The organism is Caballeronia sp. DA-9 (genome assembly GCF_051615025.1).
Lineage (GTDB): Bacteria > Pseudomonadota > Gammaproteobacteria > Burkholderiales > Burkholderiaceae > Caballeronia > Caballeronia sordidicola.
In genome coordinates this window covers 1,710,201-1,722,681 of record NZ_CP195133.1, presented here as the reverse complement: position 1 = coordinate 1,722,681, position 12,481 = coordinate 1,710,201, and the positions used below count along the sequence as shown (strand labels likewise).

The following is a 12,481-nucleotide window of genomic DNA, read 5'->3' as shown; positions in this document are numbered from 1 at the left end:
TTTCTGGGCGGGACTTTTCGGCTTCGCGCCGTCTTCACTCCATTGCCGTGAACTTCGACGACTATTGCCAGCAAAAAGCCGCACCCGATGGCTCCAGCACTTACTACGCACTGCGCCGCGCGCCAGCTTCGAAGCAGGCGCTTCTGACCGCACTCCACGCCTTGCGCCGCGAACTCGAGGAAACGGCCAGGGAAACAAGCGATCCGACCATCGGCCGGACAAAACACGCATGGTGGCAGAAGGAACTGGCGAGCCTCTTTGGTGGTGAGCCGATGCATCCGGTCACGAAAGCCATTGCCGCCCATCAGGCCGCGACGCCCGTTCTGGACGACGAAGGCCACGGATACATCGACAACATGGTCGATGGCTTCGAACTCGATCTGGAGCAAGCACGGTATATGGACTGGGCCGGTCTCAGGCGCTATCTGGATAACGCGGGCGGCGCGTTCGCCGCGATCGTCGCGCGCGCCACCGCACGCCGCCCCGAAGATGCTCCAAACTGGGCGATGGCGCTTGGATCGGCACTGATGCTTGCCGAGCGCGTGGAGAATATCGGTGACGACGCGCGTCATGGCCGCATTTATTTGCCTATAGATGAACTGCAGCGCCATGGCGTCACGGCCGCCGATCTGATCAACCGCAAATACAGCGACGCGTTTATCGAACTCATGCGCTTTCAAACGGGCCGCGCCCGCGACGCGCTCAACCAGGCGCTGGCAGCGATTCCCGCCGACGAACGCCCGACGCAACGCGTGTTGCGCTCGCACGCGGCGTTATCGCTGGCTTTACTCGATGAGATCGAACGCGAGAATTTTCAGGTCCTGCACCAGCGCATCGCGCTTACGCCGATCCGCAAGCTGTGGATCACCTGGCGGGTCCGCTAGGCCGCCCGGGCGCGTAATAACGGCAGCGTCTGGAACCTGCCGCCGAGGATTGCGCCGCAGTCCATGCCCCACCAGGGTCCAAGGACGGTCGCATACATCTGGCGGAAGTCCACGGTCACTGGAAGATTGCCGTTACCGTCGAGCCGCGCGAGCGCGGGCGCTTCGCCGTGCAATCCACCGTTCACACGGCCACCCATGACGAAATGCGGCGCGGCCGTGCCGTGATCCGTACCATTGCTTTCGTTTTCGCGGGGCCGGCGGCCGAACTCGGAGTACGTCATCACGAGCGTATCGTTCCATTGGCCGAGTTCGATCAACGACGACCGAATGGCGACCAATCCCTCCGATAACTGCTTGAGCAAAGCCGCGTGCTGTACCGGCTGGTTCTGATGGGTATCGAAGCCGCTGAGAGTGAGGCGGATAACCGGCATTCCCTGGCCGGACAACGCGTCCCTTCTAGCGAGCGCGCTCATTGCTGTTTCGATCGACGCGCCAAATGGACCATCGGGGAAAGTTGTCTCTAACGCCGGCGATGCAGCCTGCAAGGATTCAAACCTGCTGGTCGTCATGGCGAAGCTTGCCCGCGCCGCTTGGGTATCGAATGCGCGCGTGAGCCAGCCATCGCGAAGATACTGATCAGAACGTGACGCCGTGTCCCAAATTTCCATCGATCGAAAATGCGAGAGGTTCTGGCGTGGATAACCCATGCCTTGCACAATAGCGAGTTGCCCGTCGCGCCAGATAGGCATCAGGGACTGCATCGAGGGATGAATCCCCGTGCGCTCGTCCAACTGCAGCACATGCTCGCGACGAATGCCAATCGTCGGACGCAAGCTCAAGTAGGCGGGATCAGCGAAGGGAATGACCGTATTCAGGCCGTCGTTGCCGCCTTTCAACTCGATCAGGATAAGGAGCTTTTCATGGCGACGCGGCAGAACCTGGCGAGCCATGACGAGCGCTGGCGGTATCAGCACACACGTGCTGGCCGCCATGGATGTGCATAGAAAATCGCGTCGGTTCATCGGCCGATCCGCATCTCACGCATCTCCCAACTCGCAGGCACGAACCAGATCGCACTCACCGCTTGTACAAGTCCCGGACCGCTTCCTCGATATGCTGGCGCAGCAGCCTGCGTTCGTCGGCGGTCATCACCCCGTGCCTCGGCGGACGTTCGGGCGGTTGCGGATCTGGCGGCGGAGGCTGCATGACAGGCATTTGCTGGGCGTGAGTATTTCCCGGCTGCTTTCCCATTCGATGCTGGGCGCGCATAACGCGTCCGTCGAAACTGCGGCTTTTTTGAGGACGCGTATTTGAATCGTCGGAAGCCGGATTCTCACCGCCTTCCCGATTCAAATAACCTGATGAAGAAGAAGCCCACGACGAATCGGGCCGGTCAAATGCCAACGCATTGCGACTGGAGGATTGGGATGGTTGCGCGAAAACACAGCGCACGGCAAACACGGCGTAAAACGCGCTGGCGATCAGCGTTAGTCGGATGATGCGCTTGGTGCGCACAGGTTTGCGCCGCCGCGCTCCCTTCATGTTGTTCCCTTCGTTGCTCGACAACCGGACAGTCTCAGGCTCTTTGGCGTGCTTGCGTGCCATGCAAGGTGGACGGTCAATGCCGCCATGATGCTGACGCGCAATCGTTGTACTAATGGAGTATCTACCGAATGACGGGCTTAGGTAAAGGAGTGTACGCATAGAACCTTTACGTCGTGCCACAGTCGCCGTAAATTTTGTAACTATCTGTTACCTTATAATTCACGCAAACTCGCACCTCTTTCTAATCGCGCTAAGATGCCGTCATGGAAACCAAAAATCCCTCAAAAATACTCGTAGTCGACGACGATCCCCGTTTGCGCGATCTTTTACGGCGTTATCTCGGTGAACAGGGCTTCAATGTCTATGTCGCCGAAAATGCGCCGTCGATGAACAAGCTCTGGGTTCGCGAACGTTTCGACCTGCTCGTGCTCGACCTCATGTTGCCGGGGGAAGACGGCCTGTCGATCTGCCGGCGTTTGCGCGGCAGCAACGACCGCACGCCAATCATCATGCTGACCGCGAAGGGTGAAGACGTGGATCGTATCGTGGGCCTGGAAATGGGCGCCGACGATTACCTTCCCAAGCCGTTCAATCCGCGTGAACTCGTGGCCCGGATTCATGCCGTGCTGCGCCGGCAGTCGCCATCGGAATTGCCCGGCGCACCGTCCGAGACCGCGGAAGTCTTTGAGTTCGGCGAATTTGCGTTGAATCTCGCCACGCGCACGCTCACCAAGAACGGGCAGGAAATCCCGCTGACCACGGGTGAGTTCTCCGTGTTGAAAGTCTTTGCGCGTCATCCGCGTGCGCCGCTGTCGCGTGAAAAACTGATGGAACTGGCGCGCGGACGTGAATATGAAGTGTTCGACCGCAGTCTCGATGTCCAGATTTCCCGGCTGCGCAAGCTGATCGAGCCGGACCCGAGCAGCCCGCGCTTTATCCAGACGGTGTGGGGGCTGGGGTACGTCTTCATTCCTGACGGCGCGGCTTGAGCGTTGAGTACGATTAGTACGATTGAGTTCTGATTGAGCCCTCGCACACGCGCTTTACGCGCGCCACAAGCACGAGCATCAACGAACCATGCGGATTGACAGGCGGCTACTGACGCTCGCGTTCGGCGGCCTGTTCTGGCGGACGTTCGCCCTTATCGCGCTGTTGATCGCGGTGAGCATTGCCGCCTGGTTCCAGAGCTTCCGTGTGATCGAGCGCGAGCCGCGCGCCCAGCGCGTGGCGCTGCAGCTCGTCGCGGTCGTGAAACTCACGCGCACCGCCCTTCTTTATTCCGATCCCGATCTGCGCCGCGCCCTGCTGCAGGATCTGGAAAGCAACGAAGGGGTGCGCGTGTATCCGCGCGAGACCACCGATAAATACCGCCTGCAACCCGACGAGTCGCTGAACCGGCTGATCGAGCGCGACGTGCGCGGCCGGCTTGGCAACGACACCGTCATCGCGCAGTCGGTGAACGACATCCCGGGCGTGTGGATCAGCTTCAAGATCGACGACGACGATTACTGGGTGGCGCTCGACCGCGATCAGCTCGATACCGTTACCGGCCTGCAATGGGCTGGCTGGGGCATCTTCGCGCTCGCGCTGTCGCTCTTCGGCGCGGCGTTCATCACCAGTCTCGTCAATCGGCCGTTTGCGCGGCTCGCGCTCGCCGCGCGCAAGGTTGGATCGGGTCAGTCGCCCGAGCCGCTCCCGGAGCGCGGCATGGGCGTTGCCGCTGAAACCAATCGAAGCTTCAACCAGATGGTGCAGGACCTCGAACAACTCGACGCCGACCGCGCGCTGATGCTCGCCGGCATCTCGCATGACTTGCGCACGCCGCTTGCGCGTCTGCGGCTGGAAACCGAGATGAGTCCGTCGGACGAAGCCACGAAACTCGCGATGGTCGATGACATCGAACAGATGGACATGATCATCGGGCGTTTTCTTGACTACGCCCGCCCGATGCAGCGCATGGCGGAAGCCGTGGATCTTTCCATGATCGGCGGCGAGATGGCCGCGCGCTTCCTGACCGAAGAAGGCGTGGTGATGAAAACCGACCTTGCGCAAGGGGCGATCATCGAAGGAGATCCCACCGATGTGCGGCGCGTGATCGGCAACCTGCTGGAGAACGCGCGCAAATATGGCCGCAGCGCCGCCGACGACGTCGCGCGGATCACGCTGCACACTCGGGTCAGTCACGGGCGCGTGGAATTATCCGTGATGGACGAAGGGCGCGGCATTCCCGAAGATCAGGTCGCGCTGATCACACGGCCGTTCTATCGCGTCGATACAGCCCGCACGCAAGCCAACGGCACCGGCTTGGGCATGGCGATCGTGCAGCGGCTGGTCACACGGCAGCGAGGCACACTGCGGCTTCGTAATCGTGCGCCGCAGCCGGGCTTCGAAGTCACTATCGACTTTCCTGCGATGGAAAAGCGCACCCTGCGATCCTGAGAAATTGCGCATTGCAGCGTTTAAAAAATCTATCAATCCATTCGTCAAAAGCTATCTACAGTGTTAGCTAAAAACTATTGATACGATCGCTTAATAGAGTTATAGTGAACCTCGTTCTGCGCACTTTGCACGGCGTCCGCGCTTGATGCGGCGTCATGCGAGCGTTACAGCGATCGGGTAATCTTGGTTTTTCTTCCAACGAACACAGGAGTATTCATATGAAGACCGTGGGCGATAAAGTCGAAGCGTTTACCGTTACTGCCGCTAAACCGGGTTTCAACAATCACGAAGAAAATGGCGTGTCGGCGTTCGAGGAGATCACCGAACAGTCATTTCCTGGCAAATGGAAGATCCTGTATTTCTACCCGAAGGACTTCACGTTCGTTTGCCCCACGGAGATCGTCGAGTTCGGCAAGCTGAACAGCGACTTTGCCGACCGCGACGCGGTGCTGCTTGGCGGCAGCGTAGACAACGAGTTCGTGAAGCTTGCATGGCGCCGCGAGCACAAGGATCTGAACAAGCTGAACCACTATTCGTTCGGCGACGTGAAAGGCGAGTTGATCGACCAGCTCGGCGTGCGCGACAAGGAAGCCGGCGTGGCGTTGCGCGCAACGTTCATCATCGATCCGGACAACGTGATCCAGCACGTGTCCGTGAACAACCTGAACGTCGGCCGCAATCCGGAAGAAGTGCTGCGTATTCTGGATGGCCTGCAAACGGACGAACTCTGCCCGTGCAATCGCGCTGTCGGCGGCACGACGCTATAAATTGGAATCGTATTCCGGCGAGAGCCCTCGTGGCTTGGCGCCCGAGCCCGTCTGCTTGCGCGTTGCGCTCGAGCCGGCGGGCTTTTTTATCGGTTAAAGAATAGGAGAAATTTATGGAATTCCTCGCATCGATTAAAGAACTGATTCCCGATTACGCCAAGGACATCCGGCTCAACGTGGACGGGACGATTGCGCGGTCATCGCTCGAAGGCAACGACGCCGTGAGCGTCGCGCTCGCGGCCGCTTATGCCGCAAAGGCTACGAAGATTGTCGCGTTGATCCGCGATTCAGGCGTTTTAACGCCCGAGGAAACGAATGGCGCGCTGACCGCGGCCGCGTTGATGGGCATGAACAACGTCTGGTACCCATATCTGGAAATGGCCGATAACGCCGATCTCAAGACGCAACCCGCCAACTTGCGGATGAACGCCTATGCCACGCATGGCGGCGTGGATAAACGGCGCTTCGAAATGTTCGCGCTGGCGGCATCGATTGTCGGGAAATGCCATTTTTGCGTGAAATCGCATTATGAAAATCTTGTTGGCGAAGGAATGAGCACGACCCAACTTCGCGATGTCGGGCGAATCGCCGCCGTGATTGTCGCCGCCCAGTTGGCGATTACGGCCGAAGGCAAGTAACGGATATGTCCTGCTCGAACCGGCGGATGGTTTTCATCGTTTGCCGGTTCAGCAGAGGTTGGTTTCCGCCTACGCGTCAATCCCCGTGCGCATCAACAGCACCGCCGCCTGCGCTTCAATCCCTTCCTTGCGTCCCAGATAGCCCAGTTTCTCGTTGGTCTTTGCCTTGACGTTCACGCGACTGAGCGGCAATTCCAGGTCCTCCGCGATATTCGCGCGAATCGCTTCAATATACGGCGCAAGCTTCGGCGCCTGCGCAATCACCGTGGAATCGACGTTCATGATCGCGAACCCCGCTTCCGATACCCGCGCAAAAGCTTCCCGCAATAAAACCCGGCTATCGGCGCCCGAAAATTCGGCATCGGTATCCGGAAAATGGCGGCCGATATCGCCCATGGCCGCCGCGCCGAATAACGCATCCGTGATCGCGTGCAGCAGCACGTCGGCGTCCGAGTGTCCGAGCAATCCACGCTCATAGGGAATCGTCACCCCGCCGATGATCAGCGGCCGCCCTTCGACCAGTTGGTGAACGTCGTAGCCTTGTCCGATTCTGAAATCCATCGATATTCCTAGATAGGTAAGCGAGCAATACAGCGAAAAGCCAAACGAAACTCAGGTTGCCCCAAGCATGGCGGCCGCGAGCGCGAAATCCTCTGGATACGTGACCTTGAAATTGCGCAAGCTTCCCTGAATCAAACGCGGCGCATGCCCGAGCCATTCAATGGCGCTGGCTTCGTCGGTGAGATCGTGGCCGTCCTGCTGCGCGCGCGTGATCGCGTCGCGCAACATGCCGAGCCGGAACATCTGCGGCGTCTGCGCCTGCCACAATCCGTTGCGCGATTCGGTACGGGCGATGCGCCCTTCGTCGTGCAGCGCGCCTTCAGCCTCGATGCGCTTTAAGGTGTCCGCCACCGGAAGCGCCAGAATCCCGCCAACGGAATCGTTCTTCAACTCGCCTACGAGCCTGCGGATCATCTCGGGCGTGAGCCCTGGCCGCGCGGCGTCGTGCACGAGGACCCAATCGTCGTCGCGGGCGCCAAAACCGGCCAGCGCGGCGAGGCCGTTGAATACCGACGCCTGCCGCGTCGCGCCCCCGCAGCGCTGCACGGCAAAGCGCAGGCCGGCAAAACGGCGGTCATCGAAGTGATGATCGCCCGGCGCGAGCACCACGAGCGTCTGCGCAAACTCCGAGCAGGCGTCAAACGCGGCGAGCGAATATCGCAACATAGGATGGCGGCCGACGGTCTGATATTGCTTAGGTATTGGCGCGCCGGACCGGCTGCCGTTGCCGGCGCACGGGATGAGGGCGAACAGGCGGGAAGTCACGAGTTGAAAACGCCCAAGTCAAAAGTGAAGCCCGGATTTTATAATAGGTCTATCGCGACCATGCCGGTCCCGCATGCACTTTCGCACGCGAACGGTTCCCCGCACACTTTATGCCTTCAAAAGCCGTCAGTTTGCACTCAACGTCTCCTATCGCACTCGTCAAGGCCGGTCAACGCTTTGTCTTCGATGGCGCCACCGGTTCCTCCGACGCCCTCGCGCTCGCGCGTTATCACCTCGCGTTCCGCGAAAAAGTCCCTTTATTGGTCGTGATGTGCGCGAGCGCCGTGGATTCGCAGCGTCTCGCCGTCGAAATCCCATTCTTCGCGCCCGACGCCCGCGTGAGGCTCCTGCCCGACTGGGAAACGCTGCCTTACGACACGTTCTCGCCCCATCAGGACCTGGTTTCCGCCCGCTTAGCCACGTTGCACGATCTGGGCGAAGGCCGCTGCGACATCCTGCTCGTGCCCGCGACCACGGCGTTGTACAGGATGCCGCCCGCGTCCTTCCTGGCCGCTTACACGTTTTCGTTCACGCAGGGCGAGCGGCTCAACGAGGCGAAGCTCAAGAGCCAGTTGACGCTCGCGGGTTACGAGCACGTGAGCCAGGTCGTGCGTCCCGGCGAATATTGCGTGCGGGGGTCGTTGCTGGATCTGTATCCGATGGGCTCCGCGCTGCCGTATCGGATCGATTTGTTCGACGATCAGGTCGATTCCATTCGCGCCTTCGATCCCGACACGCAGCGCAGCTTGTATCCCGTGCGCGAAGTGCGCCTGCTCCCGGGCCGCGAATTTCCCTTCGATGAACCCGCCCGCACCGCCTTTCGCAGCCGCTGGCGCGAGGTGTTCGAAGGCGACCCGAGCCGTTCGTCGATCTACAAGGACATTGGCAATGGCGTGCCGGCAGCGGGGATCGAGTATTACCTGCCTTTGTTCTTCGACGAAACCGCCACGCTTTTCCATTATTTGCCGCAAGACGCGCAACTGGCGTTTGTGGGCGACATGGACGCGGCCATCAAGCGTTTCACGAACGACACGAAGCAGCGTTACAACTTCCTGTCTCATGACCGCGAGCGGCCGCTGCTCGAACCGCAACGCCTCTTTCTTTCCGACGACGACTTCTTTTCCTTCGCCAAGCCCTTTGCGCAGCTCAAGTTTCCGCCCACGCCGGAAGGCGGCTGGGCGGTGCCGTTGCCGGGTCTTGCCGTCGATCGCCATGCCGAGGACCCGCTGCTCGCGCTGCGTCATTATCTCGAGCAGACGCCGAATCGCGTGCTGCTTGCAACCGAATCGGCCGGCCGGCGGGAAACCATCCAGCAACTGCTTGCCGACAACGGCCTGCGTGCCGCGCTAGACGACACCTTCCAGCAATGGCTCGCGGGCGAAGCTAAATTCTCGCTGGGCGTGGCGCCGCTTGCGAACGGCTTCGCGTTGCCCGAAGAAGGCATCTCGATCGTCACGGAGACCGAGCTTTACGGACAACTCACGCGCCGCGCCGGACGCCGCCGCCAGGAACAGGCGAGCAACGTCGATTCGATGGTGCGCGACCTCTCCGAACTGAAGATCGGCGACCCGGTCGTGCACACGCAGCACGGGATCGGGCGCTACATGGGACTGGTATCGATGGATCTCGGCGAAGGCGAAACCGAGTTCCTCCATCTCCAGTACCAGAACGAAACCAAGCTGTACGTGCCGGTCGCGCAGCTTCACGTGATCTCGCGCTACAGCGGCGCGGACCCGGACACGGCGCCGTTGCATGCGCTTGGCTCCGGCCAGTGGGACAAGGCCAAACGCAAGGCCGCCCAGCAAATCCGCGATACCGCCGCCGAGCTGCTCAACCTCTACGCACGCCGCGCACTGCGTCAGGGACACGCATTCCCCCTCGAAGCCCGCGACTACGCGAAATTCGCGGAAAGCTTCGGCTTCGAGGAAACGCCCGATCAGGCCGCGGCGATCGCGGCTGTTATTGGCGACATGACGAGCGGCAAGCCGATGGACCGGCTCGTTTGCGGCGACGTGGGTTTCGGCAAGACGGAAGTGGCGCTGCGGGCGGCGTTTATTGCGGTGCTCGGCGGCAAACAGGTGGCGATTCTCTCGCCGACCACCCTGCTCGCCGAACAGCACACCAACACCTTCACCGATCGCTTCGCCGACTGGCCCGTGAAGATTGCCGAGTTGTCGCGCTTCAAGAGCACGAAGGAAGTCGCCGGATCGATCCAGGCAATCAACGACGGCACTGTCGATATCGTCATCGGCACGCACAAGCTGCTTTCCAACGATGTGGTGTTCAAACGGCTGGGGCTCGTGATCATCGACGAGGAACACCGCTTCGGCGTGCGCCAGAAGGAAGCGTTGAAAGCGCTGCGCGCTGAAGTCGATGTACTCACGCTCACCGCCACGCCCATTCCGCGCACGCTTGGCATGGCGCTGGAAGGCTTGCGCGATTTTTCGATCATCGCGACCGCGCCGCAAAAGCGCCTCGCGATCAAGACCTTCGTGCGCCGCGAGGAAGACGGCGTGATCCGCGAAGCGATGCTGCGCGAACTCAAGCGCGGCGGCCAGGTTTATTTCCTGCACAACGAGGTCGAGACCATCGAGAACCGCCGTTCGATGCTCGAAGCGCTCGTGCCCGAGGCGCGGATTGCGGTCGCCCACGGGCAAATGCACGAGCGCGAACTCGAACGCGTGATGCGCGATTTCGTCGGCCAGCGCGCGAACGTGCTGCTGTGCACGACGATTATTGAAACCGGCATCGACGTGCCGAGCGCAAACACCATCCTGATTCATCGCGCCGATAAATTCGGCCTCGCGCAGTTGCATCAGTTGCGTGGCCGCGTCGGGCGCTCGCACCATCAGGCCTACGCGTACCTGCTGGTGCACGACCCCGCCGCGCTCACGAAACAGGCGCAGCGCCGGCTTGAAGCGATCCAGCAAATGGAGGAACTCGGTTCGGGCTTCTATCTCGCCATGCACGACCTGGAAATTCGCGGCACGGGCGAAGTGCTCGGCGACAAACAATCCGGCGAGATTCACGAGATCGGTTTCCAGCTTTACACCGACATGCTCAACGACGCCGTGCGGGCGCTGAAAGAAGGCCGCGAGCCGGATTTGAACGCGCCGCTCGCCGCCACGACCGAGATCAACCTGCACGCGCCCGCGATCCTCCCGGCCGACTATTGCGGCGACGTGCAGGAACGTTTGTCGCTGTACAAGCGCATGGCGAACTGCGAGTCGAGCGATGCCATCGATTCGATCCTGGAAGAGCTCGTAGACAGATTCGGCAAGTTGCCGCCACAGGCGAATGCGCTGATCGAGACGCACAAGCTGCGGCTCGCGGCCAAGCCGCTCGGCATCCTGAAGATCGACGCGGCCGAGCACGTGATTGCGCTGCAGTTCATTCCGAATCCGCCTATCGATGCAATGAAGATCATCGAGATGGTGCAAAAGCACAAGCACATCAAGCTCGCGGGGCAGGACAAGCTGCGCATCGAAGTGCGCAGTCCGGATCTCGCCGTTCGCATTTCCACGGTAAAGGAAACGTTGCGCGCGCTGGGCGCGCCGGTACGGCAAGCGAAGCCGGCGGCCGCCATTGCGCCATCGCGTTAGTTTTTCAAGGCTTTTTCGGTATCATCGAAAGTGAAAATCAAGGAGAGTGTCATGTCGCAGATCGCTGAACCGACGGCTTCCGCCGCCCAAACACCTTCCTCCGAACCGGCGTCGCTGGCGTGGATCAAGAAGCTCGTCTCCTTCGACACGGTCAGTCGCAATCCGAACATGGGCCTGATCGAAACCGTGCGCGACGAACTGCGCGCGGCGGGAATTGAAGGCACGCTCACCACCGATCCGACCGGCAAATGGGCCAATCTGTTCGCGACCGTTCCCGCGCACGACGGCGCGACGAATGGCGGCATCGTGCTGTCGGGGCACACGGACGTAGTGCCGGTCGACGGCCAGAAATGGGATAGCGATCCGTTCAGGCCCGAAGTGCGCGACGGTCTGCTGTATGGCCGCGGCACGTGCGACATGAAGGGGTTTATTGGCGCGGCCCTGACGTTGCTGCCGAAGATGCAGGCCACGAAACTCGCGCGCCCCATTCACTTCGCCCTCTCCTTCGACGAAGAAATCGGCTGCGCCGGCGCGCCGCTCATGATCGCCGACCTGCAAAAGCGTGGCTTGAATCCTGATGGCTGCATTGTCGGCGAGCCAACGAGCATGCGGCCGATCATCGCTCACAAGGGCATCAACGCCTATAACTGCTGCGTGCGCGGCTTTGCGGCGCATTCGTCATTGACGCCGAAGGGTTTGAACGCGATCGAATATGCGGCGCGCCTGATCTGTTTTATCCGCGACGTCGCCGACGAATTCCGCGCGCAAGGTCCGTTCGACGAACAATACGACGTGCCCTTCACGACCGCGCAGACGAGCACGATCAATGGTGGCAACGCAATCAACACAGTGCCGGCGGAATGCAACTTCGCGTTCGAATTCCGCAACTTGCCGACGCTGGATCCGGAGCCGATTTATCGGCGTATCGAACAATACGCCCGCGAGGAATTGCTGCCGAAGATGCAGAAGGAACACGCGAATGCGGCAATTGAATTTTCGAAGATCGCTTCGGCACCAGGGCTGGATGCGTCCGAGCAAGCCGCCATCACGCAACTCGTGCGCGCGCTGACGGCGAATCAGGACAAGCGCAAGGTCGCCTATGGCACGGAAGCCGGCTTGTTCCAGTTGGCCGGCGTGCCGAGCATTGTGTGCGGGCCGGGGAACATTGAGCAGGCGCACAAGGCTAACGAATATGTGTCGCTGGAACAGCTTGCGGCTTGCGAGGCGTTTTTGGGCAAGTTCATTCACAGCATGTCGCTTGAGGCGCAGGCGCGTTGATT

11 protein-coding genes are annotated in these 12,481 nt (G+C 60.8%); 7 read left to right on the top strand and 4 right to left on the bottom strand.

The features are described 5' to 3' along the window. Nucleotides 1–47: 47 nt before the first annotated feature. Entirely contained in the window at nucleotides 48–884 is an 837-nt protein-coding gene (locus tag ACRWA7_RS24195; RefSeq protein WP_438396576.1) for a squalene/phytoene synthase family protein, read from the top strand. Here the strand turns inward: ACRWA7_RS24195 and ACRWA7_RS24190 are convergent. Together ACRWA7_RS24190 and ACRWA7_RS24185 are read right to left on the bottom strand one after the other, a co-directional pair. Next, a complete protein-coding gene (locus ACRWA7_RS24190) occupies nucleotides 881–1,906 on the bottom strand; it encodes a DUF1501 domain-containing protein (protein WP_438396575.1) in 1,026 nt (341 codons plus the stop codon). The two genes, ACRWA7_RS24195 and ACRWA7_RS24190, sit on opposite strands and share 4 nt — an antisense overlap. 55 nt (nucleotides 1,907–1,961) lie before the next feature. Further along, entirely contained in the window at nucleotides 1,962–2,489 is a 528-nt protein-coding gene (locus ACRWA7_RS24185) for a hypothetical protein (protein ID WP_438396573.1), read from the bottom strand. Nucleotides 2,490–2,692: 203 nt separating this feature from the next. Between ACRWA7_RS24185 and ompR the strand changes: the two genes are divergently transcribed. From ompR to ACRWA7_RS24165, 4 genes are all read left to right on the top strand, one after another. Next, nucleotides 2,693–3,418, top strand: coding sequence for an osmolarity response regulator transcription factor OmpR (ompR, locus tag ACRWA7_RS24180; RefSeq protein WP_056353156.1), 726 nt, complete (start codon nucleotides 2,693–2,695; stop codon nucleotides 3,416–3,418). A gap of 88 nt (nucleotides 3,419–3,506) precedes the next feature. Then, a complete protein-coding gene (locus tag ACRWA7_RS24175; protein WP_060857184.1) occupies nucleotides 3,507–4,868 on the top strand; it encodes an ATP-binding protein in 1,362 nt (453 codons plus the stop codon). 218 nt (nucleotides 4,869–5,086) lie between these two features. Further along, nucleotides 5,087–5,635 carry a peroxiredoxin gene (locus ACRWA7_RS24170; RefSeq protein ID WP_060857183.1) on the top strand — a complete coding sequence of 183 codons (549 nt, stop codon included), beginning with the start codon at nucleotides 5,087–5,089 and terminating at the stop codon, nucleotides 5,633–5,635. 113 nt (nucleotides 5,636–5,748) lie between these two features. Further along, nucleotides 5,749–6,273 (top strand): carboxymuconolactone decarboxylase family protein, encoded by a 525-nt coding sequence (locus tag ACRWA7_RS24165; RefSeq protein ID WP_438396572.1) that lies wholly within the window; start codon nucleotides 5,749–5,751, stop codon nucleotides 6,271–6,273. Nucleotides 6,274–6,342: 69 nt separating this feature from the next. Here the strand turns inward: ACRWA7_RS24165 and ispF are convergent, their stop codons facing one another. Further along, complete coding sequence (gene ispF, locus ACRWA7_RS24160) at nucleotides 6,343–6,834, bottom strand: 2-C-methyl-D-erythritol 2,4-cyclodiphosphate synthase (protein ID WP_438396571.1); 492 nt, start codon at nucleotides 6,832–6,834, stop codon at nucleotides 6,343–6,345. 51 nt (nucleotides 6,835–6,885) lie between these two features. After that, on the bottom strand, nucleotides 6,886–7,599 hold the full coding sequence (gene ispD / locus ACRWA7_RS24155) for a 2-C-methyl-D-erythritol 4-phosphate cytidylyltransferase (protein ID WP_438396569.1): 714 nt from the start codon (nucleotides 7,597–7,599) through the stop codon (nucleotides 6,886–6,888). Nucleotides 7,600–7,709: 110 nt separating this feature from the next. Between ispD and mfd the strand changes: the two genes are divergently transcribed. Both mfd and argE read left to right on the top strand, forming a co-directional pair. After that, nucleotides 7,710–11,201 (top strand): transcription-repair coupling factor, encoded by a 3,492-nt coding sequence (gene mfd, locus ACRWA7_RS24150; RefSeq protein ID WP_438396567.1) that lies wholly within the window; start codon nucleotides 7,710–7,712, stop codon nucleotides 11,199–11,201. Nucleotides 11,202–11,252: 51 nt separating this feature from the next. Further along, nucleotides 11,253–12,479: an acetylornithine deacetylase gene (gene argE / locus ACRWA7_RS24145; protein ID WP_438396566.1), complete on the top strand. Its 1,227-nt coding sequence runs from the start codon at nucleotides 11,253–11,255 to the stop codon at nucleotides 12,477–12,479. The last annotated feature ends 2 nt before the right edge of the window (nucleotides 12,480–12,481 follow it).

Bases quoted from the DNA above. Each gene is read 5' to 3' on its own strand.
- argE (WP_438396566.1), top strand. From the start codon at position 11,253: ATGTCGCAGATCGCTGAACCGACGGCTTCCGCCGCCCAAACACCTTCC.
- ACRWA7_RS24170 (WP_060857183.1), top strand. From the start codon at position 5,087: ATGAAGACCGTGGGCGATAAAGTCGAAGCGTTTACCGTTACTGCCGCT.
- mfd (WP_438396567.1), top strand. From the start codon at position 7,710: ATGCCTTCAAAAGCCGTCAGTTTGCACTCAACGTCTCCTATCGCACTC.
- ACRWA7_RS24185 (WP_438396573.1), bottom strand. From the start codon at position 2,489: ATGGCACGCAAGCACGCCAAAGAGCCTGAGACTGTCCGGTTGTCGAGC.
- ompR (WP_056353156.1), top strand. From the start codon at position 2,693: ATGGAAACCAAAAATCCCTCAAAAATACTCGTAGTCGACGACGATCCC.
- ACRWA7_RS24165 (WP_438396572.1), top strand. From the start codon at position 5,749: ATGGAATTCCTCGCATCGATTAAAGAACTGATTCCCGATTACGCCAAG.
- ACRWA7_RS24190 (WP_438396575.1), bottom strand. From the start codon at position 1,906: ATGAACCGACGCGATTTTCTATGCACATCCATGGCGGCCAGCACGTGT.
- ispF (WP_438396571.1), bottom strand. From the start codon at position 6,834: ATGGATTTCAGAATCGGACAAGGCTACGACGTTCACCAACTGGTCGAA.
- ACRWA7_RS24175 (WP_060857184.1), top strand. From the start codon at position 3,507: ATGCGGATTGACAGGCGGCTACTGACGCTCGCGTTCGGCGGCCTGTTC.